26 protein-coding genes are annotated in these 24,019 nt (G+C 61.9%); 15 read left to right on the top strand and 11 right to left on the bottom strand.

Features of this window, described 5'->3' with window-relative positions; all coding sequences use genetic code 11:
- From ACW4TB_RS19225 to ACW4TB_RS19195, 7 genes are all read left to right on the top strand, one after another.
- The gene (locus ACW4TB_RS19225; RefSeq protein WP_455843057.1) at positions 1-891 is read left to right on the top strand and encodes a GDP-mannose 4,6-dehydratase; all 891 of its coding nucleotides are present in this window, start codon (positions 1-3) and stop codon (positions 889-891) included.
- A complete protein-coding gene (locus tag ACW4TB_RS19220; protein ID WP_196997662.1) occupies positions 888-2,033 on the top strand; it encodes a glycosyltransferase family 4 protein in 1,146 nt (381 codons plus the stop codon). Before ACW4TB_RS19225 ends, ACW4TB_RS19220 begins: the two co-directional genes overlap by 4 nt.
- Positions 2,030-3,160 (top strand): glycosyltransferase family 4 protein, encoded by a 1,131-nt coding sequence (locus ACW4TB_RS19215; RefSeq protein WP_012313323.1) that lies wholly within the window; start codon positions 2,030-2,032, stop codon positions 3,158-3,160. The genes ACW4TB_RS19220 and ACW4TB_RS19215 overlap by 4 nt, the downstream gene beginning before the upstream one ends.
- 59 nt (positions 3,161-3,219) lie before the next feature.
- Positions 3,220-4,188, top strand: a complete 969-nt coding sequence (locus ACW4TB_RS19210; protein ID WP_012313324.1) for a UDP-glucose 4-epimerase family protein — start codon at positions 3,220-3,222, stop codon at positions 4,186-4,188.
- Positions 4,185-5,189 (top strand): MraY family glycosyltransferase, encoded by a 1,005-nt coding sequence (locus tag ACW4TB_RS19205; RefSeq protein WP_279931301.1) that lies wholly within the window; start codon positions 4,185-4,187, stop codon positions 5,187-5,189. The genes ACW4TB_RS19210 and ACW4TB_RS19205 overlap by 4 nt, the downstream gene beginning before the upstream one ends.
- 44 nt (positions 5,190-5,233) lie before the next feature.
- Entirely contained in the window at positions 5,234-7,243 is a 2,010-nt protein-coding gene (locus tag ACW4TB_RS19200; protein WP_012313326.1) for a polysaccharide biosynthesis protein, read from the top strand.
- Between the two features lie 186 nt (positions 7,244-7,429).
- Positions 7,430-7,762: a ComEA family DNA-binding protein gene (locus tag ACW4TB_RS19195; RefSeq protein ID WP_196997663.1), complete on the top strand. Its 333-nt coding sequence runs from the start codon at positions 7,430-7,432 to the stop codon at positions 7,760-7,762.
- An 89-nt stretch (positions 7,763-7,851) separates the two neighbouring features.
- On the opposite strand, the gene ACW4TB_RS19190 is transcribed toward ACW4TB_RS19195, so the two are convergent.
- A complete protein-coding gene (locus ACW4TB_RS19190; RefSeq protein WP_012313328.1) occupies positions 7,852-8,019 on the bottom strand; it encodes a DUF2897 family protein in 168 nt (55 codons plus the stop codon).
- Positions 8,020-8,202: 183 nt separating this feature from the next.
- On the opposite strand from ACW4TB_RS19190, the gene pyrF reads away from it, so the two are divergent.
- Positions 8,203-8,904 (top strand): orotidine-5'-phosphate decarboxylase, encoded by a 702-nt coding sequence (gene pyrF, locus ACW4TB_RS19185; RefSeq protein ID WP_012313329.1) that lies wholly within the window; start codon positions 8,203-8,205, stop codon positions 8,902-8,904.
- Positions 8,905-9,021: 117 nt separating this feature from the next.
- Complete coding sequence (locus ACW4TB_RS19180; RefSeq protein ID WP_279931295.1) at positions 9,022-10,215, top strand: O-antigen ligase family protein; 1,194 nt, start codon at positions 9,022-9,024, stop codon at positions 10,213-10,215.
- Here ACW4TB_RS19180 and ACW4TB_RS19175 read toward each other — a convergent pair.
- A complete protein-coding gene (locus ACW4TB_RS19175; protein WP_279931294.1) occupies positions 10,212-11,102 on the bottom strand; it encodes a glycosyltransferase family 2 protein in 891 nt (296 codons plus the stop codon). The genes ACW4TB_RS19180 and ACW4TB_RS19175 overlap by 4 nt on opposite strands.
- A gap of 500 nt (positions 11,103-11,602) precedes the next feature.
- On the opposite strand from ACW4TB_RS19175, the gene ACW4TB_RS19170 reads away from it, so the two are divergent.
- Together ACW4TB_RS19170 and ACW4TB_RS19165 are read left to right on the top strand one after the other, a co-directional pair.
- Complete coding sequence (locus ACW4TB_RS19170) at positions 11,603-11,884, top strand: hypothetical protein (protein WP_012313332.1); 282 nt, start codon at positions 11,603-11,605, stop codon at positions 11,882-11,884.
- Positions 11,885-11,897: 13 nt separating this feature from the next.
- The gene (locus ACW4TB_RS19165) at positions 11,898-12,161 is read left to right on the top strand and encodes a DUF3077 domain-containing protein (RefSeq protein ID WP_279931290.1); all 264 of its coding nucleotides are present in this window, start codon (positions 11,898-11,900) and stop codon (positions 12,159-12,161) included.
- A gap of 131 nt (positions 12,162-12,292) precedes the next feature.
- On the opposite strand, the gene kdsA is transcribed toward ACW4TB_RS19165, so the two are convergent.
- The 3 genes from kdsA to ACW4TB_RS19150 form a co-directional block, all read right to left on the bottom strand.
- Complete coding sequence (gene kdsA / locus ACW4TB_RS19160; RefSeq protein WP_012313334.1) at positions 12,293-13,135, bottom strand: 3-deoxy-8-phosphooctulonate synthase; 843 nt, start codon at positions 13,133-13,135, stop codon at positions 12,293-12,295.
- A gap of 36 nt (positions 13,136-13,171) precedes the next feature.
- Entirely contained in the window at positions 13,172-14,011 is an 840-nt protein-coding gene (locus ACW4TB_RS19155; protein ID WP_279931288.1) for a lipopolysaccharide kinase InaA family protein, read from the bottom strand.
- Positions 14,012-14,148: 137 nt separating this feature from the next.
- Entirely contained in the window at positions 14,149-15,150 is a 1,002-nt protein-coding gene (locus ACW4TB_RS19150) for an NADP-dependent oxidoreductase (protein WP_279931286.1), read from the bottom strand.
- Between the two features lie 216 nt (positions 15,151-15,366).
- Here ACW4TB_RS19150 and ACW4TB_RS19145 point away from each other — a divergent pair, with 216 nt between their 5' ends.
- The 3 genes from ACW4TB_RS19145 to ACW4TB_RS19135 all read left to right on the top strand — a co-directional run bounded on the left by ACW4TB_RS19145 (position 15,367) and on the right by ACW4TB_RS19135 (position 18,715).
- A complete protein-coding gene (locus tag ACW4TB_RS19145; protein WP_279931284.1) occupies positions 15,367-16,128 on the top strand; it encodes an SDR family oxidoreductase in 762 nt (253 codons plus the stop codon).
- Positions 16,129-16,251: 123 nt separating this feature from the next.
- On the top strand, positions 16,252-16,533 hold the full coding sequence (locus tag ACW4TB_RS19140; protein WP_115272901.1) for a hypothetical protein: 282 nt from the start codon (positions 16,252-16,254) through the stop codon (positions 16,531-16,533).
- A gap of 241 nt (positions 16,534-16,774) precedes the next feature.
- Complete coding sequence (locus tag ACW4TB_RS19135; RefSeq protein ID WP_279931280.1) at positions 16,775-18,715, top strand: methyl-accepting chemotaxis protein; 1,941 nt, start codon at positions 16,775-16,777, stop codon at positions 18,713-18,715.
- 123 nt (positions 18,716-18,838) lie between these two features.
- On the opposite strand, the gene ACW4TB_RS19130 is transcribed toward ACW4TB_RS19135, so the two are convergent.
- Positions 18,839-20,029 (bottom strand): benzoate/H(+) symporter BenE family transporter, encoded by a 1,191-nt coding sequence (locus ACW4TB_RS19130; protein ID WP_279931278.1) that lies wholly within the window; start codon positions 20,027-20,029, stop codon positions 18,839-18,841.
- A gap of 144 nt (positions 20,030-20,173) precedes the next feature.
- Here ACW4TB_RS19130 and ACW4TB_RS19125 point away from each other — a divergent pair, with 144 nt between their 5' ends.
- The gene (locus tag ACW4TB_RS19125) at positions 20,174-20,776 is read left to right on the top strand and encodes a glutathione S-transferase family protein (protein WP_012313341.1); all 603 of its coding nucleotides are present in this window, start codon (positions 20,174-20,176) and stop codon (positions 20,774-20,776) included.
- A 423-nt stretch (positions 20,777-21,199) separates the two neighbouring features.
- Here the strand turns inward: ACW4TB_RS19125 and ACW4TB_RS19120 are convergent, their stop codons facing one another.
- The 5 genes from ACW4TB_RS19120 to ACW4TB_RS19100 all read right to left on the bottom strand — a co-directional run bounded on the left by ACW4TB_RS19120 (position 21,200) and on the right by ACW4TB_RS19100 (position 23,902).
- On the bottom strand, positions 21,200-21,571 hold the full coding sequence (locus ACW4TB_RS19120) for a glutaredoxin family protein (RefSeq protein ID WP_254467326.1): 372 nt from the start codon (positions 21,569-21,571) through the stop codon (positions 21,200-21,202).
- A gap of 57 nt (positions 21,572-21,628) precedes the next feature.
- Complete coding sequence (gene folE / locus ACW4TB_RS19115) at positions 21,629-22,174, bottom strand: GTP cyclohydrolase I FolE (protein WP_012313343.1); 546 nt, start codon at positions 22,172-22,174, stop codon at positions 21,629-21,631.
- Between the two features lie 70 nt (positions 22,175-22,244).
- Positions 22,245-22,805, bottom strand: a complete 561-nt coding sequence (locus tag ACW4TB_RS19110) for a Smr/MutS family protein (protein ID WP_279931274.1) — start codon at positions 22,803-22,805, stop codon at positions 22,245-22,247.
- 96 nt (positions 22,806-22,901) lie between these two features.
- Positions 22,902-23,222: a hypothetical protein gene (locus tag ACW4TB_RS19105; protein ID WP_012313345.1), complete on the bottom strand. Its 321-nt coding sequence runs from the start codon at positions 23,220-23,222 to the stop codon at positions 22,902-22,904.
- Positions 23,223-23,311: 89 nt separating this feature from the next.
- Positions 23,312-23,902, bottom strand: coding sequence for a cysteine hydrolase family protein (locus ACW4TB_RS19100; protein WP_012313346.1), 591 nt, complete (start codon positions 23,900-23,902; stop codon positions 23,312-23,314).
- Positions 23,903-24,019: the final 117 nt, after the last annotated feature.

The raw sequence follows: 24,019 nt of genomic DNA, 5'->3' as shown, positions 1-24,019 counted from the left end.
ATGGCCAGTAAACGCGCGCTTATCACAGGGATTCAGGGTTTCACCGGCCGCTACATGGCGGCCGAGTTGCGAGCCAGTGGCTATGAAGTAGTCGGTACGGGCAGCCAGGTGCTGGATGCCCCGGACTACCACCAGGTCGACCTTACCGACGGCCCGGGCCTGCGTGCGTTGCTGGCCGAAGTGCAGCCGGATGTCATCGTGCATCTGGCTGCCATTGCGTTTGTCGGGCACGGCGCAGCCGATGCGTTCTACCAGGTCAACCTGGTAGGCACGCGCAACCTGCTCGAAGCCATCGCAGCCTGCGGCAAGGCACCGGACTGTGTGCTGATTGCCAGCAGTGCCAACGTATATGGCAATGTTTCCGAAGGGATGCTGGGCGAGCAGACGCCGCCGGCGCCCGCCAATGATTACGCGGTCAGCAAGCTGGCCATGGAATACATGGCGCGGTTGTGGTTCGACCGCCTGCCAATCGTCATCACGCGCCCCTTCAATTACACCGGTGTTGGGCAGGCAGAAAACTTCCTGCTGCCCAAGATCGTTTCGCACTTCAGCCGCAAAGCAAGCACCATCGAACTGGGCAACCTCGACGTATGGCGCGATTTCAGCGACGTACGTGCGGTGGTGCAGGCTTACCGCGGGCTGATCGAAGCGCGCCCGCTGGGGCAGACGGTGAACGTCAGCTCCGGGCAAACCCATTCGCTGCGCGAAGTCATCGCTAAATGCTCGGCCATTACCGGGCATCAGATCGACGTGCAGGTGAACCCGGCCTTTGTCCGCGCCAACGAGGTCAAGACCTTGTGCGGCGACAACAGCCTGCTGCGTAGCCTGGTACCCGGCTGGCAAACCCCGACACTGGATGAAACCCTGGGTTGGATGCTTGCGGGTAAATGAAGCTCATCCTTTCCGTCGAGCCGATCCGCTTCCCGCTGACCGGCATTGGGCGCTATACCTACGAACTGGCGTCGCGGCTGCAGAAAAGTAGCGAGATCACCGACCTGCAGCTGTTTGCCGGGCGGAGCTTCCTGCCAGGCCTGCCCCAGCCTTCGGACCAGTCCGATGCCGTGCATGGCCTCAAGCGTTTCGTGCAGAAGAACGCCTTGGCGGTCGAAGCGTATCGCCGGCTGATGCCCTTTTTGCGCAAGCGGGCGTTGCAGGGCTATGAAGAATTCATCTACCACAGCCCCAATTACTACCTGCCGCCCTTCGCCGGCCGCAGTGTGGCGACCTTCCACGACTTGTCACCGTTCACCTGGGCGCACTGCCATGCGCCGCAGATTGCGCGTTACCTGCAAAAAGAGCTCATGCTTACGCTGGAGCGCGCTGATGCGTTGATCACCGATTCGCATTACACCCGTCAGGAGCTGGCCGATTACTTTGCCTGGCCCATCGAGCGCATCCATGCGGTGCCGCTGGCCAGCTCGCCGGAGTTCTACCCGCGTAGCCCCGAAATGCTCCGCGAAACCCTTGCCCGTCATGGCCTGGAGCCAGGCGGTTACAGCCTGTTCGTGGGCACCATCGAGCCACGCAAGAACATCGAAACCTTGCTGGACGCCTACGGCAGGTTACCGCTGGCGCTGCGCCAGCGCTGGCCGCTGATGCTTACCGGCTACCACGGTTGGCGCAGCGAAGCGATCCACGCCCGCATCGCCCAGGCGCAGCAGCAGGGCTGGGCCCGTTACCTGGGTTTCGCTGCCGCCCAAGACCTGCCGTTGCTGTTTGCCGGGGCCCGGTTGTTCACCTTCCCCTCGCATTACGAAGGGTTCGGTTTGCCCGTGCTCGAAGCCATGAGCTCCGGGGTGCCAGTGGTGTGTTCCAACAGCTCGTCGCTGCCTGAAGTGGCAGGCCAGGCCGCCTTGATGTGCGCGCCCGATGACGTGGACGGCCTGACGGCGCTGTTGCAGCGCGGGCTTGAGGATCAAGCCTGGCGCGCGGCCGCCGTAGAGCAGGGGCTGCGCCATGCCGGCGGGTTTTCGTGGGAGCGCTGCACGCAAGCCACCCTCGAGGTTTACCGCAAAGTCAGGGAAGGGCAATGATCAAGGTTCTGCATTTTTTCAAAACCTACTACCCCGACTCCATGGGCGGTATCGAGCAGGTCATTTTCCAGATCGCCGAAGGTTGCCGAGCCGAGGGTATCGATTCGCAAGTGCTCTACCTCAGCAACCGCGGGGCGGCGCGCAACCAGCCGGTGGCCAACCACCTGGCCCACCGCGCCAAGCTTGACCTGCACCTGGCCTCTACCGGCTTCTCGCTGTCGGCGCTCAAAGACTTCACCGAGCTGGCCAGGGAGGCGGATATCGTGCATTACCATTTCCCCTGGCCGTACATGGACCTTGTGCATTTCATGGCACGGGTGAACAAGCCGTCTGTGGTGAGCTACCACTCGGATATCGTCAAGCAGAAGTGGTTGCTCAAGCTCTATCAGCCGTTGATGCACCGGTTTTTCCAGAGCGTGGACCGAGTTGTCGCCTCATCGCCCAACTATGCCGCGCATAGCCCGGTGCTGACGCGCTTCAAAGACAAGGTCTCGATCATCCCCTATGGCCTGGACCGGTCGACTTACCCCAAGGCATCGGCGCAAAAGCTGGCGTACTGGCGCGCGCGCTTGGGTGAGCGGTTTTTCCTGTTCGTCGGTGCGTTGCGCTACTACAAGGGCCTGGACTATTTGCTGCAGGCCGCAAAACTCAATGGCTTGCCAGTGGCGATCATGGGCGGGGGCTTCCTTGAAGGGCAGCTCAAGCAGCAGGCAGCCGAACTGGGTTTGGAAAATGTGCACTTTCTCGGCGGGCTGCCCGATGAAGACAAAGCCGCGCTGCTGGAGCTGTGCTACGGCTTCGTGTTCCCGTCGCACCTGCGCTCCGAGTCGTTCGGCATTTCGCTGCTGGAGGCTGCCATGTATGGCAAGCCGCTGATTTCCTGTGAAATGGGCTCGGGTACCACGTTCATCAACCTGGCCGATCAGACCGGGCTGGTGGTGCCGCCCCGGGATGCCACGGCGCTCGCACAGGCCATGCAGCGCCTGTGGGACGCCCCAGCCATGGCCCAGGCCATGGGGGCCAAGGCGTTGCAGCGCTATGAAGAGGTGTTTACCGCGCCTTTGATGGCCGCCTCTTACGCCGAACTTTACCGTAGCCTGTTACAAGGCAGGCAAGGCCACGCCTGATTCCCAGGGGGCCGGCTGCCCGTGCACTAATGTTACGCCTGCGGGCTGGATGTTCACTCATGGATAGACAAACCATTCTTGTCACCGGCGCCAGCGGTTTTGTCGGCAGCGCGCTCTGCCGCAGGCTGGCGTCAATAGGTGTTTACGCCCCTCGGGCGGCTTTGCGCCATGCTGGGACGGGGCCGGCGGACATACCGGCGGTCACCGTAGGCGACCTGGCCGCCACGACCGATTGGCGTGAAGCCTTGGCCGGCGTCGATGCCGTGGTGCACGCCGCCGCGCGCGTGCATGTGATGAAAGAAACCGCCGCCGACAGCCTGGCCGCGTTCCGTCGGGTGAATGTCGAGGGCACGCTCAACCTCGCCCGGCAAGCCGCCGCGGCAGGCGTACGGCGCTTCGTGTTCATCAGCTCGGTCAAGGTCAACGGCGAGGCCAGTATTGCAGGCCGGCCCCTGCGCGCCGATGACGCGGCCATGCCACTGGATGCCTACGGCATTTCCAAACATGAAGCGGAGCAGGCGTTGTGCCAGCTAGCCGTGGCCACCGGGATGGAGGTTGTGATTATCCGGCCGGTGCTGGTCTATGGCCCTGGGGTCAAAGCCAACTTCCACAGCATGATGCGCTGGGTGCAGCGCGGGGTGCCTTTGCCGCTGGGGGCTGTCGACAACCGGCGTAGCCTGGTCTCGGTGCAAAACCTCGTGGATCTTGTGGTTACCTGCATCGATCACCCACAGGCCCGTAACCAGACCTTCATGGCCAGCGATGGTGAGGATGTTTCCTTGAGCGAGCTCTTGCGTGCCCTGGGGCGTGCGCTCGGCCGCCCGGCGCGGCTGTTGCCGGTGCCCCCGGCCTTGCTCCAGCGCGCCGCCAATCTGCTCGGCCGGCACGACCTGGCCCAGCGTTTGCTCGGGTCGTTGCAGGTGGACATTGCCAAGAATCAGCAGCTGCTGGGCTGGCGCCCCCCGTTTACCTTGCAGCAGGGGCTTGACGCCACCGCCCGCTCTTTTCTGGAAACCCACCGCCCATGATCTGGCTGATTATCGCTGCTGGTCTCATTTCCCTAGCCCTGACCGCAGGGCTTCGGCGTTACGCGCTGGCGCGCAGCTTGCTGGACATCCCCAATGCGCGCAGTTCGCACACCTTGCCCACGCCACGCGGTGGCGGCCTGGCGTTCGTCATCACATTCCTGGCCGCCCTGCTGGTGCTGGGGTGGAGCGGGGTGGTCGCAGTCGGGTTGCTGGTCGGCCTGCTCGGGGCCGGGGGGCTGGTTGCGCTGATCGGCTTCATGGATGACCACGGGCACATCGCCGCACGCTGGCGCTTGCTCGGCCACTTTGTGGCGGCCGCCTGGGGGTTGTACTGGTTGGGGGGCATGCCTGCCATCACGCTGTTCGGCCTGCCGCTGGGCATTGCCTGGCTAGGCGCCATCCTCGCCGCGTTGTACCTGGTCTGGTTGCTGAACCTCTACAACTTCATGGATGGCATCGACGGTATTGCCAGTATCGAGGCCATTTGCGTGTGCCTGGGCGGTTGCCTGCTCTACGCGATTACCGGCAACCCACAGGCGATTGCCTTGCCGTTGCTGCTGGCAGCGACGGTGGCGGGTTTCCTGGCCTGGAACTTCCCCCCGGCGCGCATATTCATGGGCGATGCCGGCAGTGGTTTCCTGGGTATCGTGCTGGGCCTGCTGGCATTGCAGGCAGCCTGGATAAACCCGCTATTATTCTGGGGGTGGTTAATACTTATGGGTGTGTTCGTGGTGGATGCCACGTTCACATTGGGGCGGCGCCTGTTGCGGGGCGAAAAAGTCTATGAAGCCCATCGCAGCCATGCCTACCAGTATGCGTCGCGGCAATACGGCAGCCATCTGCCCGTCAGCCTGGCGGTGGCGGCCATCAATATCGGCTGGTTGCTGCCCGTGGCTGCAGCCGTGCTGCTGTTCAAGCTTGATGGCGCGGCGGGAACCTTGATTGCCTACGCGCCTCTTACACTGCTGGCGATCAAGTATCGCGCAGGCAAACGCGAATAACATGGCCAGAATGGACTGGGGCATATGTGGCTTAGGAGAACCGGATGAGTGACGCGAACAAAGACAGGGTGCGCCAGTACCTGGTGAACCTGTCCCGGCGTCAGAAGCGCCTGATACAGGTGTGCACCGACGTCGTGCTTATCTGGTTTGCACTGTGGCTGTCGTTCATCGTGCGCCTGGGCATCGATGAAATGTACAACCCCATCATCGAACACACCTGGCTGTTCCTGGCTGCGCCGGTCGTGGCCATTCCGCTGTTCATCCGCTTTGGCATGTACCGCGCGGTGATGCGCTACTTCGGCAATGACGCGCTGGTTGCCATCATCAAGGCGGTCACCTTGTCCTCCTTGATACTGGCTGTGGTGGTCTATTGGTACAGCAACCATCAGGTCATCGTGCCGCGTTCGATCATTTTCAATTACTGGTGGCTGAGCCTGGTCATCATGGGCGGCTTGCGCCTGATCATGCGCCAGTATTTTCTGGGCGACTGGTTCAGCGGTGCTCATCAAATCCCTTTTACCAACCGCGATGATGGCCAGGTCAAAGTTGCCATTTACGGCGCAGGCACGGCCGGCAACCAGTTGCTGGCGGCATTGCGCATGGGGCGTGTGATGCGCCCCGTGGCCTTCATTGACGATGACGGCGACCTGGCCAACCGGGTCATTTCCGGCCTGCAGGTGTACAAGCCCAAGCACCTTGAACAGATGATCAAAGAAACCGGCGCCCAGGAAATCCTCCTGGCGCTGCCAACCGCTTCACGTGCGCGGCGCAAAGAGATCCTTGCCTTCCTCGAACCGTACCCGTTGCATGTGCGCAGTGTGCCGGCGTTTGCCGACCTGGCCAGTGGCCGGGTAAAGGTCGATGACATCCAGGATGTCGACATTGCCGACTTGCTGGGCCGCGACCCGGTGCCGGCGCAGGATGAACTGCTTTGGCGCTGCAACAAGAAGCGTACCGTGCTGGTGACCGGCGCGGGCGGCTCGATCGGCTCCGAGCTGTGCCGGCAGATCATCGGGCTGGAGCCCAAGACCCTGCTGCTGTTCGACCACAGTGAATTCAACCTGTACAGCATCCTCACCGAGCTTGAGCAGCGCATTACGCGCGAGTCGCTGGCGGTGCAGTTGTTGCCGATTCTGGGTTCGGTGCGTAACCAGCAGCACCTGGCCGATGTGATGAGCACCTGGCGGGTGGACACCGTGTATCACGCGGCGGCCTACAAGCACGTGCCAATGGTCGAGCACAACGTGGCCGAAGGCATCCTCAACAATGTGTTCGGCACGCTGTGCACGGCGCAGGCCGCGCTGCAGACGGGGGTGGCCAACTTTGTGCTGATCTCCACCGACAAGGCCGTACGCCCGACCAACGTGATGGGCAGCTCCAAGCGGTTGTCCGAGTTGATCCTGCAGGCGCTGAGCCGCGAAGCGGCGCCGGTGATGTATGGCGACAGCAGCAAGATTTCCCGGGTGAATAAAACCCGCTTCACCATGGTGCGCTTTGGCAATGTGCTGGGCTCTTCCGGTTCTGTGATTCCGTTGTTCCATCAGCAGATCAAAGCCGGTGGCCCGCTGACGGTGACCCACCCCAAGATCACCCGCTATTTCATGACCATCCCCGAGGCTGCGCAGCTGGTGGTGCAGGCGGGGGCCATGGGGCAGGGCGGCGATGTGTTCGTGCTGGACATGGGCGAGCCGGTAAAAATCGTCGAGCTGGCAGAAAAGATGGTCCACCTGTCGGGCTTCAGTGTGCGCAGCCCGGATAACCCGCACGGTGACATTGCCATCGAGTTCAGCGGGCTACGGCCCGGCGAGAAGCTTTATGAAGAGTTGCTGATTGGCGATGACGTCTCCCCAACGGCGCACCCGATGATCATGGCGGCCAACGAAGACTTCATCGCCTGGGACGTATTGCGCGAGCGCTTGGCCATGCTGTTCAAGGCGGTGGCCGAAGATGACTTCACCCGCGTGCGGCAACTGCTGCGCGAACTGGTCAGCGGCTACTCGCCAGAGGGTGACATTGTCGACTGGGTTTACCAGCAGCAGCGTCGGGACCGCTAGCCCTGGCCTAGCTCTTTCAACGCGCTGGGCGCCTTCCTACAGCTGACGCCATTGTGTGCTGTCAGCTGTTGAATTTGGTAACCAATCGGTTGATCAGCGTGCTTTCTCAGTGGCCTTCGAGCCGTTAGTTTTACCGGGCAGCCAAGGAAACGCTGCCTCGTAAACTTTCTCGAAGGAGTGTCCGCAATGCGTAATACCGTTCTTTCCTACCTGTTCCTGCCACTGTTCGCTGGTCTGTCCATGGCGGCCAGCGCCGCGCCGGCGGCCAACGCAATGATGGCCGAGCCGGCCCCTGTGGTGGCTCAAGCGGCGGCCGCGGCTGGCCGGCTGAACTTGAACAGTGCAGATGCAATCACCTTGCAGCAGGGGCTCAACGGCATCGGCAAGGCCAAGGCTGAAGCGATCGTCGCCTACCGGGATGCCCACGGGCCGTTCGCGTCGGTGGACGAGTTACTGGAGATCAAAGGCATCGGCAATGCGCTGCTCGAGCGCAATCGCGACAAGTTGACGGTGGAGTAGGGGCGTGGGCTTCCGCTAGCTCGTCCTGATTGTGCTAGCGCCCTTGAGTTCGAGCGCCGCCCGCGCGGCGCTCGGTCCATACCCCAGCCCTAGCGGTCCTGCGCATCCTTGGCATCCGCCTCGGCATTGCGCTCGTGTACCTTCTTCAACTGCTCATCGGTCAAGGGCAGCTTCTTCGCCGTATCGCGCAACATCATCAGCCCGCCCACGATCGAGCCAAGGGCTAAGATGAGTATCAGCCAGGCGTACCAAGGCATGGGGTTATCTCCTGTGATCGCACACAACGTGGCGTGTATGCATGTTGAGCAATGGCCGTATTCGTTGGTTCAATTATAGGAGCCGGGCGTGGCTTGGCCAAATCTCGTGACCCGCGGGCCCCAAAGCCTGGGCCACTTCGTTTACAATGCGCGCCGTTTACGACTTGCCAAGAGACCCCGACCATGTCCGCCTGCCAGACGCCCCTGATCGTCGCCCTGGATTTCCCCACCCGTGACGCCGCCCTGAAACTGGCCGACCAGCTCGACCCTGCCCTGTGCCGGGTTAAAGTTGGCAAGGAGCTGTTCACCAGCAGCGCGTCCGGCATTGTCGAGTCCCTGTGCGCGAAGGGCTTCGAGGTGTTCCTGGACCTCAAGTTCCACGATATCCCCAACACCACCGCCATGGCCGTGAAGGCTGCCGCCGAAATGGGCGTGTGGATGGTAAACGTGCACTGCTCCGGCGGCCTGCGCATGATGTCGGCCTGCCGCGAAGTGCTGGCCAAGCGCAGCGGCCCGCAGCCACTGCTCATCGGCGTGACCGTACTGACCAGCATGGAGCGTGAAGACCTGGCCGGCATCGGCCTGGACATCGAACCGCAAGAGCAGGTGCTGCGCCTGGCGGCGCTGGCCGAGAAGGCCGGCATGGACGGGCTGGTGTGCTCGGCACTGGAAGCGCCGGCGCTCAAGGCTGCGCACCCGTCGCTGCAGTTGGTAACCCCGGGCATTCGCCCCGCTGGCAGCGCGCAAGATGACCAACGCCGCATTCTGACCCCGCGCCAGGCTTTGGATGCCGGCTCGGATTACCTGGTGATCGGCCGCCCGATCAGCCAGGCGGCAGACCCCGCCCAAGCCTTGGCAGCAGTGGTGGCTGAGATCCGCAGCTGATACCTGCAGCCGCTTCAAAGCAACCTTTCAATATGGGTGGCGTTCAGCGAGCCCTACGATCCTTACATTGGAATGCAGGGCTCACACTGAACATTCCCGTTTGCCAGAGGATGCTAGATGTCAATTGATGTGTCGATACAGTCGCCGGCTCAACGCTGGGCAGGCATGATCACGCGCTATGTGTTGCCGCTGGGCTGGCTGGCGCTGCTGACCGGGATGTTCTGGGCGTGGGACCGCTCGCTGTATCACAAGCTTTTTTACCTGCTGCTTGCCGCGCCCACCTTGATCGTCCTGATCCTGCAGCCACGGCAGGCCAAGGCGTTGTTTGGCAACCCGCTGTTCATTGCCTTCCTGGTGTTCTCTGCCTACACCCTGCTGAGTATTGCCTGGTCCGACACGGAAAACTCGGTCGGCAGCTTGCTCAAGCGGCCGTTGTACATTGCCATGGTGTTGCTGTCGGCCGGCCTCATCAGCTTGCAGTCACCGGCGCAGCTGCACCAGTGTGTGCGCCTGGCTGCCCTGTTTGCCGCAGTGGCCGCTGGTGGTTCGCTGATCTACTTCTTGGGTTGGCAGGCGGCTGAGGGTGGGCGCCTGGATGGCTACGGCGCACTCTATAACCCCTTGCTGACAGCTCATGTGTTCGGCGCTTTCGCTGCTATCTGGCTGGCGACCTGGTTCCAGACACGCGGCGCGCTCAACATCCTGGCACTTGCCTGCCTGGCGGTACTGGGCATGGCCATCCTGGCCACGGGCTCGCGCACGCCGTTGATCGGGCTGGCGGCTGCACTGGGCTGGTTGCTGATCGTGGGTGACCGGCGCCACGGCTTGATCGCAATGGCGGCCGTGGCCCTGGCCTTGGTCGGTGTTGCGGTGTTCTACCCTGAAGCGATCACCCAGCGTGGCGTGTCCTACCGCCCCGAAATCTGGATGGAGTCGCTGCGCCAGATCGGTGAACACCCCTGGCTTGGCCATGGTTACGACGCCCCGATGACGGTGATCATTCCAGGCCTTGAGCAGACGCTGGCCGACCCGCACAACATCGAGTTGGGCGTGCTGTATGCCGGTGGGGTCGTGGGCTTGGTGCTCTGGTTGGTGCTCTACGGCCTGGCCATGCGCTTTTGCTGGGCTTACCGCCAGCACCCAGGGGTTACGCTTGCGGCAACCTGGCTGATCTTCGGCTTTGCGTCAGGGCTGACCGAAGGCAGCGCCTTCATGTCACGCCCGAAAGAGCATTGGTTCCTGATCTGGATGCCAATGGCCGTGGTCTACGCCCAGTGGCTGATACACCGGGCCGGTAAAAAGCCCGCTTAAGACCAGAGCAGCCGCCACAGGCCACGCAAGGTCTTTCTGTTCCAGTACTTGAGCGGGATATCAGCCAGGATCTCCCGCGTCAGTTGCTTGTCGCGGTTGGCGTACTTGAGCACCATGGAGTTGCGGAACTTCATGCACACCTGCTCGTACTGCGGATGGTCTTTGAAGTGTGCGTAGGTCTTGAGCACGTTGTCGACCATGAAGCGGCCGTTCTTGAAGGTGTTGGTCGGGTGGTCGCGGTACTGCGCCAGCACCTCGCCCAGCACGTCGATGTAGTAACCGGCCCGTGCGATCGACAGTTCGATGTACACGTCTTCCAGGCGGATATCGGCATTGAAGCCACCGACCTTCTCCAGGGCTTCGCGGCGCAGCATCAGGGTGGCAGCCATGGGGCCTGGCTTGCGGTCCAGCCACAGGTCGTCGAAGTCCAGGCGGCGGAAGGGCAGGTTGCGTTTGCGCTGTTCGCGCGCGCCCATCACCTTGCCGTCATGGTCGATGGTTTCGATGTTGGCCGAGCAGATGCCTACTTCAGGCTTGCCGTGCATGTACTCCACCTGGGTGGCGATGCGGTGGGGCAGCATGATGTCGTCGGAACCAAAAGGCACGATCAGGTCGCCCTTGGCGCGTGCAATCGCGTCGTTCAGGGTTCGCGCCAGGCCTTGGTTGGCCTGGAAGCGCAGATCGAAGCCGTGTTGTGCCTGCAGCCGCTTGAGCACTGCAGGGCTGTCGTCCTTGGAACCATCGTCCACTACTAGAAGTTCGATGTTCTTGTAGGTCTGGTTGACGACGCTGTTGATGCTGGCTTCGATGTAACGCGCGTGGTTGTAGGACGCGATGATCACTGTCACCAACGGTGTGTCAGTAACGTCGTGATTCTGAGAAACCATTTCAAACCCCTAGCTTTGATCCATGTCGTGTGACGCTTCTATGCAGACTAGCTGCTCGTTTTCCAAAACGGTGCCAATTCAGCATCTTATGCAGGTGTTTGTCATTCTAAAGGAAGGGGGATGCGAGGGATACTTCAGGCATGGTGGAGCAGGGTGCGATGGATACGGAGAGGCATAAATCCACTCGTTGATTCAGAAGGTTCCTACGAATCAGGACTGGTGGCGCCCAGCCTGAGGAAATACCCTACACGTTCTGTCGACACGCGTCTGATTGTTCCTGAAACCGCTGCCCATTAGCCTCTTTGGGTCGCTGTCGGTTCAGCGATCGGGTGTGGAAACCCGCCAAAAGCATTTCGGGTTTGTCGTGTAATGGCGGCTGTACCCGGAAGGCCTCGTGCCTACCGAGTTTTCCTGAATGCACTCGGGTTTCCACTCCGTGTACAGCTGCCACCCTTCCTGTGGAAACGGAAGAGGCAGACTCAAGCGTTCAGGAGTTGCTCATGAAAAAAATCGTCCCCGATCCACCCCATAATTTCGACCTTCCCTCCGACAAGACCCTCTCCAGCGCCATCAGCGAGCGCATCGTGCCGATCGATCACGTGGTCATGAACGTCACCCATTACCTGATGCTGGCCTACAACCACTGCCACATGGCCCTCTACGCAATCGAGGATGAGGCCACCCGTGAGTTGATGGTAAACGGGCTGCGGGCCATGCAGATTGCCTGGGGGCAGTCGGATGCGCTGTCGCTGGCCTTGGAACGTACTAACGGCCTGCATTGAGGGGAATACGGCAATGACTACAGACGCTACCCATGTCACAGCAGGTGTGACCACGTTTTTTCAGGGTGAGCACCAGAGCCATCCCTTGTTCCGCATCGAGCCGGGTATACCTTGCCAGGATGCCCGTGAGCAGGCTTCGGAGTTGATGGGGTATGTGCGCGAGCTGACCATCGTTGGGCTGATGGATGAGAAGCCGATGATGATCTGGGCTTCGCATTACCTGAGCGCGATGGCCAAGGCGCTGATGGATGATGCTGAGTTGGGGATGAGGGGCTGAGGCTGCCTGTCACAGAATCTTCGGGCACTCGGTTTCCGTTACGCCGCAATACCCAAGCCAAACCCTGAATGCCAACAAAAAGGGCCGGTACACTCGCGCGTACCGGCCCATTCAAATCACGTAAAAGCGACTCAACCAATAACCAGCGGCGGGAACGACTTCACCAGGTCATCCAGCGCTTTGATCTGCGCCAGGAACGGCTCCAGCTTGTCCAGCGGCAGGGCGCTTGGGCCGTCGCACTTGGCCTGGTCCGGGTTCGGGTGAGCTTCCAGGAACAGGCCAGCCAGGCCAACGCCCATGCCGGCACGGGCCAGGTCAACCACCTGCTCACGGCGGCCACCAGAAGCAGCACCCGAAGGGTCACGGTTCTGCAGGGCGTGGGTCACGTCGAAAATGATCGGCAGGTCATCGCAGGTGCGCTTCATCACACCAAAGCCCAGCATGTCCACAACCAGGTTGTCGTAGCCCATGCAGGTACCGCGGTCGCACAGGATCAACTGGTCGTTACCTGCTTCCTTGAACTTCTGCACGATGTTCTGCATCTGCGAAGGGCTCAGGAACTGCGGCTTCTTGATGTTCACCGGTTTGCCAGTCTTGGCCAGTGCCACCACCAGGTCGGTCTGGCGGGCCAGGAAGGCAGGCAGCTGCAGCACGTCGACCACTTCGGCCACTGGCGCGCACTGGTAGATCTCGTGCACGTCGGTGATGATCGGTACACCGAACTCGGCTTTTACTTTCTCGAAGATGCGCAGGCCTTCTTCCATGCCTGGGCCACGGTAGGAGTGGATCGAGGAACGGTTGGCCTTGTCGAAGCTTGCCTTGAACACATAAGGAATGCCCAGCTTCTCGGTTACCCGCACGTATTCGGCGCAGGCGGTAAGGGCCAGGTCCTCGGACTCAAGGACGTTGATACCGCCGAACAGCACGAACGGGGCGGCGTTGGAACATTCGATGTTCTGGGTAATCTTGATCATTTTCTACTCTATGAAGTCTGGGGTAGCCATGGCGCTCTACCAACGACTTTCGAGTACACCGCTGGTGAAGATTTCGCGGCGCTCCAGGCGCCCGATTTCCTCATGCTTGGCAAGCGCGTACACCCGGTTGAAGGCGGCGCGTTGCACATCAGGGAAGTACTCGGCCAGTGCGCATTCTACCGCAGCATCATAGTCCGCTTCGGTTATATAGCGGTAAATTTCTCGGTAGTAGAAAAAGCCGAACTGAAAACCCAAGGTTTCGCTCGGGTAGGCCGTGGGCCCGGAGAAGCTGTTTTCCAGGTCGATGGCCTGCGCTTGTCCTTCTTCCGGGAGCATGACGTTGGCCGCCCACAGGTCCATGTGCGTGACACCCTGGCAGTGCAGGGCATGCAGCAGTTCGAAGGCTGCCGCGATCACCCGGTGCACGGCTTCGGGCTTTTGGCGCACTGTTGCCCACCCATCCTCGTGCCCGCTCAGCAACTCTGTGATGAGGAAAAAGTCCTGCATCAGGCCAAACCGGGAGCGGCTGTAGCCATAGCCGACCAGCCTGGGCACCCGCGCACCCCGCCTGGCTGCTTCGCGGGTGTTGATCAGTTCTTCGAGGGACCAGTCATACATGCCGTTGCGCTTGGGCAGGCCACGCTGCATGCGCAGCTTCTTTTTCATCGAATCGAGCTTTTCACGTTTGGTGAACAGCAGGCTTTGGGAGCATTGCAGCGGTGCGCTTACCCGCTTGGCACTGGCGGTCTGCTCGATCAGTCGTTCGAAGGCTTGCCGGGTGTGTGCGGCAATGGGGGCCTGAAGATGCAAGGTGGTGCTGCGATGGCGCAGGGTATGGGGATATTCGTTTTGCCAGATCTGTGAATCGCCAACCACACCCTCGTTCCTTGTAGTATCAAAGAGCCATACATATTGGCGTTTAATACTACAGTTTTTTCACATTTTTCCTACAAGTTCTTAACGATACTTAACATGGAAATATGTTATGGGGCCGCACAGGCGGCCCCTTTTTTTCAAACCTTCAACACCAACTTGCCAAAGTTCTCCCCGCTGAACAGCTTGAGCAGGGTTTCTGGGAACGTCTCCAGCCCCTCCACCACATCCTCCTTGCTCTTGACCTTGCCACTGGCCAGCCAGCCGGCGATTTCCTGCGCGGCCTTGCCGTACTCCCTGGCGTGGTCCATCACCACGAACCCTTCCATGCGCGCACGGTTTACCAGCAGCGCCAGGTAGTTGGCCGGGCCTTTGACTGCTTCCTTGTTGTTGTACTGGCTGATCGCGCCGCAGATGACGATGCGGGCCTTGAAGTTGATGCGGGTGAGCACGGCGTCGAGGATCTCGCCACCGACGTTGTCGAAGTAAACGTCAACGCCCTTGGGGCATTCGCGCTTCAGGCCGGCCAGCACGTCTTCGGCCTTGTAATCGATGACGCCGTCGAACCCCAGTTCATCCTTGAGGTACTGGCATTTCTGCGCGCCGCCGGCAATGCCGACGACGCGGCAGCCTTTGATCTTGGCAATCTGGCCGACGATGCTGCCTACGGCGCCGGCAGCACCGGAGATGACCACGGTGTCACCCTCTTTTGGCTGGCCGACGTCGAGCAGGGCGAAGTAGGCGGTCATGCCGGTCATGCCCAGGGCTGAGAGGTAGCGGGGCAGGGGGGCAAGGTTGGGGTCGATCTTGTGCATGCCCTGGGGTTCGCCGGTGAAGTAGTCCTGCACGCCGAGGGCGCCGCTGACATGGTCGCCGGGTTTGAAGTCGGGGTGGTTGGAGGCCACCACTTCGCCTACGCCCAGCGCGCGCATTACCTGGCCGAGTGCCACGGGCGGGATGTACGACTTGCCTTCATTCATCCAGCCGCGCATGGCCGGGTCCAGCGACAGGTACAGGTTGCGTACCTGGATCTGACCCTCGCCGGGGGCATCGGCGGGCACCGTCTCGAAGGTGAAATCGTCACGGCGTACGGCGCCGGTCGGGCGTTTGGCCAGCAGGAAGCGGCGGTTGTTCTGGGTCATGGCGGGATCCTTGTGGGCAGGAAGCAGAAAGGTCAATTTAACGTGGTGATGACAGTAGGTCTGCAAAATCACTGGTAAGCATGATAGCCCAACCGCTGGCTTGATGATGCTGCCCAGTGGGTTGGCAGGCTGACTAGACTCTGAGCGCAGAAGCCAAAGGCTGCTGCACCCCCTTGTGGTAGCCGCGCTTTCCTGCACTCATGATTGGAGCATTCGATGAGCATGATCTTTTCCGGCCAGGTAGCACTGGTCACTGGCGGTGCGGCGGGTATCGGCCGGGCGACGGCACTGGCGTTTGCCCGTGAGGGCCTTAAAGTGGTGGTGGCCGATCTCGACCCGGTTGGTGGCGAGGGCACCGTGGCGTTGATCAACGAGGCCGGTGGCCAGGCACTTTTCGTGGCCTGCGACGTGACCCGTGACGCTGATGTGCGCCGGCTGCATGAGCAGGTCATTCGGGCCTACGGCCGCCTAGACTATGCCTACAACAATGCCGGTATCGAAATCGAGCAGGGCCGTCTGGCCGAGGGCAGCGAGGCTGAGTTCGACGCCATCATGGGCGTCAACGTCAAAGGGGTGTGGCTGTGCATGAAGTACCAGCTGCCGCTGTTGCTGGCCCAGGGCGGCGGGGCAATCGTCAATACTGCCTCGGTGGCAGGCTTGGGCGCGGCGCCGAAGATGAGCATCTACAGCGCGTCCAAGCACGCGGTGATCGGCCTGACCAAATCGGCGGCCATCGAATATGCCAAGAAGCGCATCCGGGTGAATGCGGTGTGCCCGGCGGTGATCGATACCGACATGTTCCGCCGCGCCTACGAGGCCGACCCGCGCAAGGCCGAGTTCGCCGCCGCGATGCACCCGGTCGGGCGCATCGGCAAGGTCGAGGAAATCGCCAGTGCGGTGTTGTACCTTTGCAGTGATGGGGCTGCGTTCACTACCGGGCACAGCCTGACGGTGGATGGTGGGGCCACGGCTATTTGAAAAGGGGGCCCTGCGCCGACGGGGCGATGGTACGGAGTTTGATTTCTCTGTGATAGGGTTGGGGCAAGAACTGGATCGTTGGTGACCGGTCTTACGATGAAGTCACTTCATCTAAGGACAGCAATGAAGCATTTAGTTTTGTTCTTGGCCATTGTGGCGATTGCAGGCTGCGCGGCAACTGCCAAGACCGAGATGAGAAAAGGCCGCAAGGGCTTGCATATCAATTGCTCGGGCCTCTCGTCATCGTGGGACAAGTGCTATAGCAAGGCGGCGCAGTCCTGTGGGGCCCGTGGTTTCAAAGTTGTCGCCCGCTCGACCAGTGACGATGAGGAGGAAGGGGACTTCCTGTTCGGCATAAACCCTGCGGGTTATACCAGCCGTAGCATGATCGTCATCTGCAAATGATGCCTGGGCGGGTCATTTTTCGGTGACGTGCTCACCGGCCCCGACCAGTTTGCGTATCAATGTCGCTCATGGGCAGGGTGCCCGCGCTCTGGCCCCTCTTTCACATGCAGGGCGACCTTCAGCAAGCTGATTACGACACGATCATGGCTATTTGACACCATCGCGTCCTCAAGCCCTTGTGAGTTGAACGCAATCATTGCCACGCTTGGCCTTTGCAAATCCTGAGAGCAAGGGGCGGCGTATGGAGACGAGCAGGCAGGGTTTTCTGGCCAACCTGGGCATGGCCCGCAAGCTAGGCCTGGGCTTTGCCTTGGTATTGCTGCTGACCCTGGCGGTGGCCGCTATTGGCATTGCCGCGCTTTACAGCGTCGGCCAGCATTTCGGTGGCCTGCGCCAGCTGGGCCAGTTCAATACCGACCTGCTCAAGTTGCGCCAGCACGAACAGGCCTTTGCCCTGCGCTCCGATATCAAGGAGGCCGACGCCTTGCGCAGCGGCCTGCACAACCTCAGCGAACGCGCCCGTAGCCTGCCGGCACTGGCGGCGGCCGAAGCGGACCTGGCGGCGTATGGCCAGGCCTTCGAAGCCTTTGTCGAAGCGGTGCAGGCCAAGGAGCTGGCGCTGGACATGGCCAGTTGGTCGGTCTCCAGCGTGGCCAACAACCTTGATGTATTGCAGGCCGGCCTGGCCGATGACGGCACCTACACGCTCAAGCAGTCACAAGGCCAGCAAGGCGGGGAGTTTTTGGAGCAGGCCGCGCAGGTGGCCCAGGTATCACGCTTGATGCTGCAGGCCATGGACGAGGCACGCGTGCGCCTGGACCAGAGCCGCAAGGGTGAGGAAGGTGCAGGCGCAGGGCGCATCGCCCAGACAGTTGAAGCGGCAGGGCTGGTCGAGCAGCTCAAGGCGGCGGTCGGCGATGCGGGCTACCAGAGCGTGCTGGGCGAGGTGCAGGGGCATATCACCAGCTTCTCCGACAAACTCAACGAATACACTGACCTGCTCGGCAAAGAGCACGGTATCAAGGCGCAACTGCAGGCGCGTGCCGAGCAGGCTACGCAGCGGGTCGATCAGGCCTATGCGGCGGACGAGCAGGCGATGCAGGCTGAGCTGACGCGCAATGCCGTGGCCATCGCCCTGGCTACCGGCCTGGCGCTGCTGGTGGGCGTGCTGGCGGGGTGGCTGATCACGCGGGCGGTGGTCGGCCCGCTTAAACGGGTGATTGGCCGTGCCCAGCGCATCGCTGCCGGGGAGTTGAGCCTGGACGTGGAAGCTGCGCGCAACGATGAAGTGGGCCAATTGATGCAGGCCATGCAGCAGATGGCTGCCGGGCTGTCAGGCATCGTCAGCGGCCTGCAGCAGGGCATCGAGCAATTGGCTGGCAGTGCCCAGGCCCTGTCTGCGGTCACCGAGCAGACCAACCGCGAAGTGGGTAGCCAGAAGGAAGAGACCGAGCAGGTGGCGACCGCCATGCAGCAGATGACCGCCACCGTGCACGATGTGGCGCGCAATGCCGAAGAGGCGGCACTGGCGGCCCAGGCCGCTGACGAGAAGGTCGATTCCGGCCAGGTGGTGGTGCGCCAGAGCATGCAGCGTATCGAGCAACTGGCGGCGGCGGCGGATGCTGCCAGCGCGGGTATCGACAGCCTGAGCGCCGAGATCCACACCATTGGCGATGTGCTGGAAGTGATCAAGAGCGTCGCCGAGCAGACCAACCTGCTGGCGCTCAATGCCGCCATCGAAGCGGCGCGGGCGGGCGAGCAGGGGCGTGGTTTTGCCGTAGTGGCCGATGAAGTGCGGGCGCTGGCCCGGCGTACCCGCCAGTCCACCGAGGAGATCGAGCGATTGGTTGCCAGCCTGCGCGGCAATGCCCAGCAGTCGGTGGCGCAGATCCGAGGCAGTACCGACCTGGTACGCTTGGCGGTGGCCGATGCGCTGCAAACCGAAAGCGCCCTAGGCAGTATTGCGGCGGCGGTGTCGTTGATTCAGCAGATGAACCAGCAGATTGCCGCGGCGGCAGAGCAGCAGAGTTCGGTGGCTGAAGAGATCAGCCGCAGTGTCACGCAGATTCGGGGCAGTGCCGATCAGGCGGCGTTGGCAATGCAGGGTAATGCGCAGTCAAGTATCGAGCTGGCGCAGTTGGGCAGTGACCTTAAGGGGATGGTGGGGCATTTCCGTTTGTGATCGTTTGTACCGGCCCTATCGCCGGCAAGCCGGCTCCCACAGGTACACCACATGCCGTGAAGTCAGTGGGGTTCCTGTGGGAGCCGGCTTGCCGGCGATGGGGGCGGTACGGCACCCCTTCGGTCAGGCCCTGCGCGGGTTGAGAATCAGCAGGGTCACCACCCCCGCCACAATCCCCCAGAATGCAGACCCGATCGAAAACAGGGTCAACCCCGACGCCGTCACCATGAAGGTAATCAGCGCTGCCTCCCGCTCGCGCGCCTCACTCATGGCCACCGTCAGGCCGTTCATGATCGAGCCGAACAGCGCCAATGCCGCGATAGACAACACCAGCTCCTTGGGCAACGCAGCGAATAACGCCGCCAGGGTGGCGCCGAATACCCCGGCAATGCCGTAGAAAATCCCGCACCACACTGCCGCTGTATAGCGTTTGCTTGGGTCTTCATGGGCATGCGGCCCGGTGCAGATCGCTGCGCTGATGGCCGCCAGGTTGACGCCGTGCGAGCCGAACGGGGCCAGCAGCAGTGAGGCAAAGCCGGTGGTTGAGATCAATGGCGAAGCCGGGACCTGATAACCATCGGCGCGCAGCACGGCAACACCGGGCATGTTTTGCGAGGTCATGGCCACCACGAACAGTGGAATGCCGATGCTGATGGTCGCGGCCAGCGAGAAGCTGGGCATGGTCCACACCGGTGTGGCCACTTCCAGCCTGAAGCCGCTGAAGTCCAGCAAGCCCAGTGCGCCGGACAGCGCTGTGCCCACCAGTAACGCTGCCAGCACGCAGTAGCGCGGCGACAGGCGTTTGACTAGCAGGTAGCTGAAGAACATGCCCAGCACCAGCAGCGTGCGGTGCTGCGCTGCGACGAAGATTTCGCTGCCGATCTTGAACAGGATGCCGGCCAGTAATGCCGAGGCCAGTGATGCCGGGATGCGTTTGACCAGGCGTTCGAAGCTGCCGGTCAGGCCGCAGATGAGCACCAGCACGGCACAGGTGATGTAGGCACCGATGGCTTCGCCGTAGCTGACCCCGCCCAGGCTGGTGATCAACAGCGCAGCCCCGGGCGTCGACCAGGCCACGGTGATCGGCGTGCGGTAGCGCAGCGACAGGCCGATGCTGCAGACCGCCATGCCGATGGACAAGGCCCAGATCCACGACGAGATCTGCGCCGTGGAAAGGCCTGCAGCCTGGCCAGCCTGGAACATCAGCACCAGCGAGCTGGTGTAGCCGGTGAGCATGGCGATGAAACCGGCGACTACGGCCGACGTTGAGCTGTCTGCCAGGGGCCGCAGGCGTGCGGAGGTGGCATCGGTCATGGGGTAAGTCCTTGTCCATGTGTAAGCAGTTTTTTCAGACTAACGCGCGCCGGGTTGATTCTTGCCATACAGCGGGCATTGCTTTTAGCCGTACAGTCGCCAACTATTGGGCACGAATGCGCAACTGCATGGGAGGGAGGGGCGATGTACAAAGTCTATGGCGACTACCAGTCGGGCAACTGTTACAAGGTCAAGCTGATGCTCAGCCTGCTGGACAGCCCTTATGAATGGCATCCGGTGGATATCCTCAAGGGGGGGACCGAAACGCCCGAATTTCTGGCGATGAACCCCAATGGCAAGGTGCCGGTGCTGCAGCTCGAGGACGGCACCTGCCTGTGGGAGTCCAACGCCATTCTCAATTTCCTGGCCGATGGCAGCGAGTACCTGCCCAGCGAGCCGCGTTTGCGTACCCAGGTGCTGCAGTGGCAGTTTTTCGAGCAGTACAGCCATGAGCCGTACATCGCCGTGGCGCGGTTCATCCAGTTTTACCTGGGTTTGCCTGACGAGCGCGTGGACGAATACCGCAAGCTGCACAAGGGCGGCTACAAGGCATTGAGGGTGATGGAGCGGCAGTTGCAGATGACGCCGTATCTGGTGGGTGAGCAATATTCGATTGCCGATGTGGCGTTGTATGCCTACACCCATGTGGCGCATCAGGGTGGGTTCGACCTGGCCGAGTACCCGGGGGTGCGAGCCTGGCTGGACCGGGTGGCCGCGCATCCTCGGCATGTGCCGATGGTGGGCTGAGCAGGCCTCACAGGTTCCGTAGGAGCGGCCTTGTGTCGCGAAAGGGCTGCGCAGCGGCCCCGGCAATTTGTGTTGCTCAGCTGAGTCTTGGGGCCGCTTTGCGGCCCTTCGCGACACAAGGCCGCTCCTACAGACGTGAACCGCGACCTTGAGCGCTTCCAGTGTCGTCACCACCTGGCTTTGTTCAGCGCGGCCATTTGCACCTTGCCGCTCCTACAGGCGTGAATAGCGACCTTGAGCGCTTTTAGTGTCATCACCACCTGGCTTTGTTCAGCGAGGCCATTTGCACCTTGCTGCGGGTAGGAGCGGCCTTGTGTCGCGAAAGGGCTGCGCAGCAGCCCCAGGATATCTGTGGCGCCGCTGATATCCTGGGGCCGCTTCGCAGCCCTTCGCGACACAAGGCCGCTCCTACAAAAAACCGCCTCAGATACTCGCGAAGCGTTTGTCCAGGTAGGCAATGATTGCCTTGGACTCATACATCCAGGTCACGTTGCCTTGCTCTTCGATGCGCAAGCACGGCACCTTCACCCGGCCGCCACCTTCGAGTAGCGCGTGGCGGTGCTCTGGGTCGTTCTTGGCATCGCGCAATGCCACTGGCACGTTCAAGCGGTGCAGGGTGCGGCGGGTTTTCACGCAGAACGGGCACGCATGGAACTGGTACAGCGCAAGGCCCTTGGCCTGCTGCTCGACATGCGCCTGGGCCGCGGCATCGCGTTTGCGCTTGGCCGGGCGGCTGATCAGGTCGCCGAACACGATGAGCTGGCCGAGGCCAACCCGCAAGGCTTTGACGATCATCTGCAACTCCTGAAAATAAAAAGCCGACCCACAGGGCCGGCTCGGGTCACGCGCCGATCATTTGATCAGGCCGAGGAACTCCATGCGCGTGGCCGGGTTGTCGCGGAATTCGCCGAGCATCACCGAGGTGAGCATGGTCGAGTTCTGCTTCTCTACACCGCGCATCATCATGCACATGTGCTTGGCTTCGATAACCACCGCCACACCCGCAGCGCCGGTCACCTGCTGCACGGCCTCGGCGATCTGGCGGCTGAGGTTTTCCTGGATCTGCAGGCGGCGGGCGAACATGTCGACGATCCGTGCGACCTTGGACAGGCCCAGTACCTTGCCTTTGGGCAGGTAGGCCACGTGCGCCTTGCCGATGAACGGCAGCATGTGGTGTTCACACATCGAATACAGCTCGATGTCCCGGACCAGCACCATCTCGCTGTTGTCGGAGGTGAACAGTGCGCCGTTGGTCACTTCTTCCAGCGTCTGCTCATAACCGCGGCAAAGGTATTTCATGGCCTTTGCAGCCCGCTTGGGCGTGTCGAGCAGGCCCTCACGGGAGACGTCCTCGCCGATCTGGCTGAGGATCTCGGTGTAGTTCTGTTCCAGGGACATGTATCTACCTGTGGGAAAAAATCGCAAAAACGAAGGTTACGGCGGCAAAGCCTGCGCTGCAAGCGCGGCGTTACTCGTCGCGGCCTTCCATCATGGTTCGTTTGAGCATTATGTACACGGCACCGGTGCCGCCGTGGCGGGCCTGGCAGGAGGCGAAACCGAGCACCTGCGGGTGCTGGCGCAGCCAGGTGTTGACGTGGCTCTTGATCATCGGGCGCTTGCCATCCAGGCGCGCGGCCTTGCCGTGGGTCACGCGTACGCAGCGTACTTCCAGCTTGGTGGCCTCGGCTATGAAAGCCCACAGGGTTTCGCGGGCCTTCTCGACAGTCATGCCGTGCAGGTCGAGGCTGCCCTCGAAGGCGATCTGGCCGAGCTTGAGCTTGCGCAGCTGGGTTTCCTGCACGCCGTCGCGGCGCCACATCAACTCGTCTTCGGCACCCACGTCGATGACGAACTGGTCGGACAGGCCGTCAATCACCAACGGCTGGTCACTGCGCACGGTCGCCGCCTGGCGCAGGCCGGCCAGCTGCTTGCGGTCAGCCTTGGGTTTGCCGACCTCGGCACGGTCGTGCTTGATCGGCTTGACGCCGCGCACCTCGGCGCTGAACAGGGAAAAATCGTCGTCTTGCATGGGGCCTCCACGTGGGCGGCGTAGTTTACGCGATCAACCCTGTGGCGTCAGCAATGGCCCTGCCGCCGGCAGGGCCAGGAGGCTTCAGCAAAGCCTTCAGTCGTGCTTCTTCATAAGGTGCGGCGACATGTTCAGCTCCCGACCGCGGCGCAGGCGAATGCGGCTGCGCCGCCAGAAGCGCACGCCCAGGTACAGGAGCAACAGCCCGACTACGCTCAGGGTTATCGAAAGCGGGCGGTTGGCATTGAGCTCGGCAAAGGCCGGGTAATTACCGAGCAAACCGGCGATGCCGGCCATGGCCAGCAGCACACCGAACGTGGCCAGCAGCGCCGACAGGCCTGCGGCCAAGCGGGCGCCCCAGTTGCTTGGCTCGCGCTGGCGCAGGCGTTTGGCGTCGAAACTGCCTTTGAGCTTCATTCCGATTTCCTCTGTGGATATCCGGAATTCGACCCGCAACCGGCCCCCGGGTTCCGCCCGGCAGCCGGGCGGTGGTCAGCTCGCCAGGCTCAGATCAGGCTGGCGGTGGGGGCGACGCAGGCGAAGTTGTCGGCCATTACGGCCATTTCGCACTCGTGAATCTGCGCAGCGGGAATCACGCGGTCTTTCAAGGCCAGGTCGCGGGTCGCCGAAGCGTCTTGCACCAGGGTGCAACGATAACCATAGTCCTTGGCCCGGCGCACGGTGGTGCTGACGCTGGAATGGCTCATGAAACCGCAGACGATCAGGTCCAGGTGCCCCAGCTCCTGCAGGGTTTCGTGCAGCTTGGTGTTCTTGAACGCGTTGGGCATGCGCTTTTCGATGATTATTTCACCGTCGCGTGGCTCCAGCCCCGGGATGAATTCACCAGCGGGGCCTTGCGGGTCGAAGCGACCGCCGACGGTACCGAGGTGGCGGACGTGGATGATCGGACGGCCGGCCTTGCGGGCGGCGTCGAGCAACCTGGCGATGTTGGCCACGGCCTCGTCCATGCCCGACAGCGCGAGGGGACCACTGAGGTACTCTTTTTGCGCATCGATGACGATCAGGCTGGCTTGGCTCAGCTTGGCCGGCGGGTAATCGCGGCCAGTGAGGCGGAACATCGTGGTTGGAACGGACATCAAGGGCTCCTTGGAAGGGCTTTTGTATACCTATTCTCCCTTGCCTTGGCGCCAATGGGAATGGTTGACATCGAAACCGGCGCAGTTACTGGCCTGTGGCTACCCGCTGGGCGATCC

It is taken from the genome of Lelliottia jeotgali (assembly GCF_977070485.1).
Note: the sequence above shows the minus strand (reverse complement) of the source record. Positions and strands in the feature narration are given on the sequence as shown.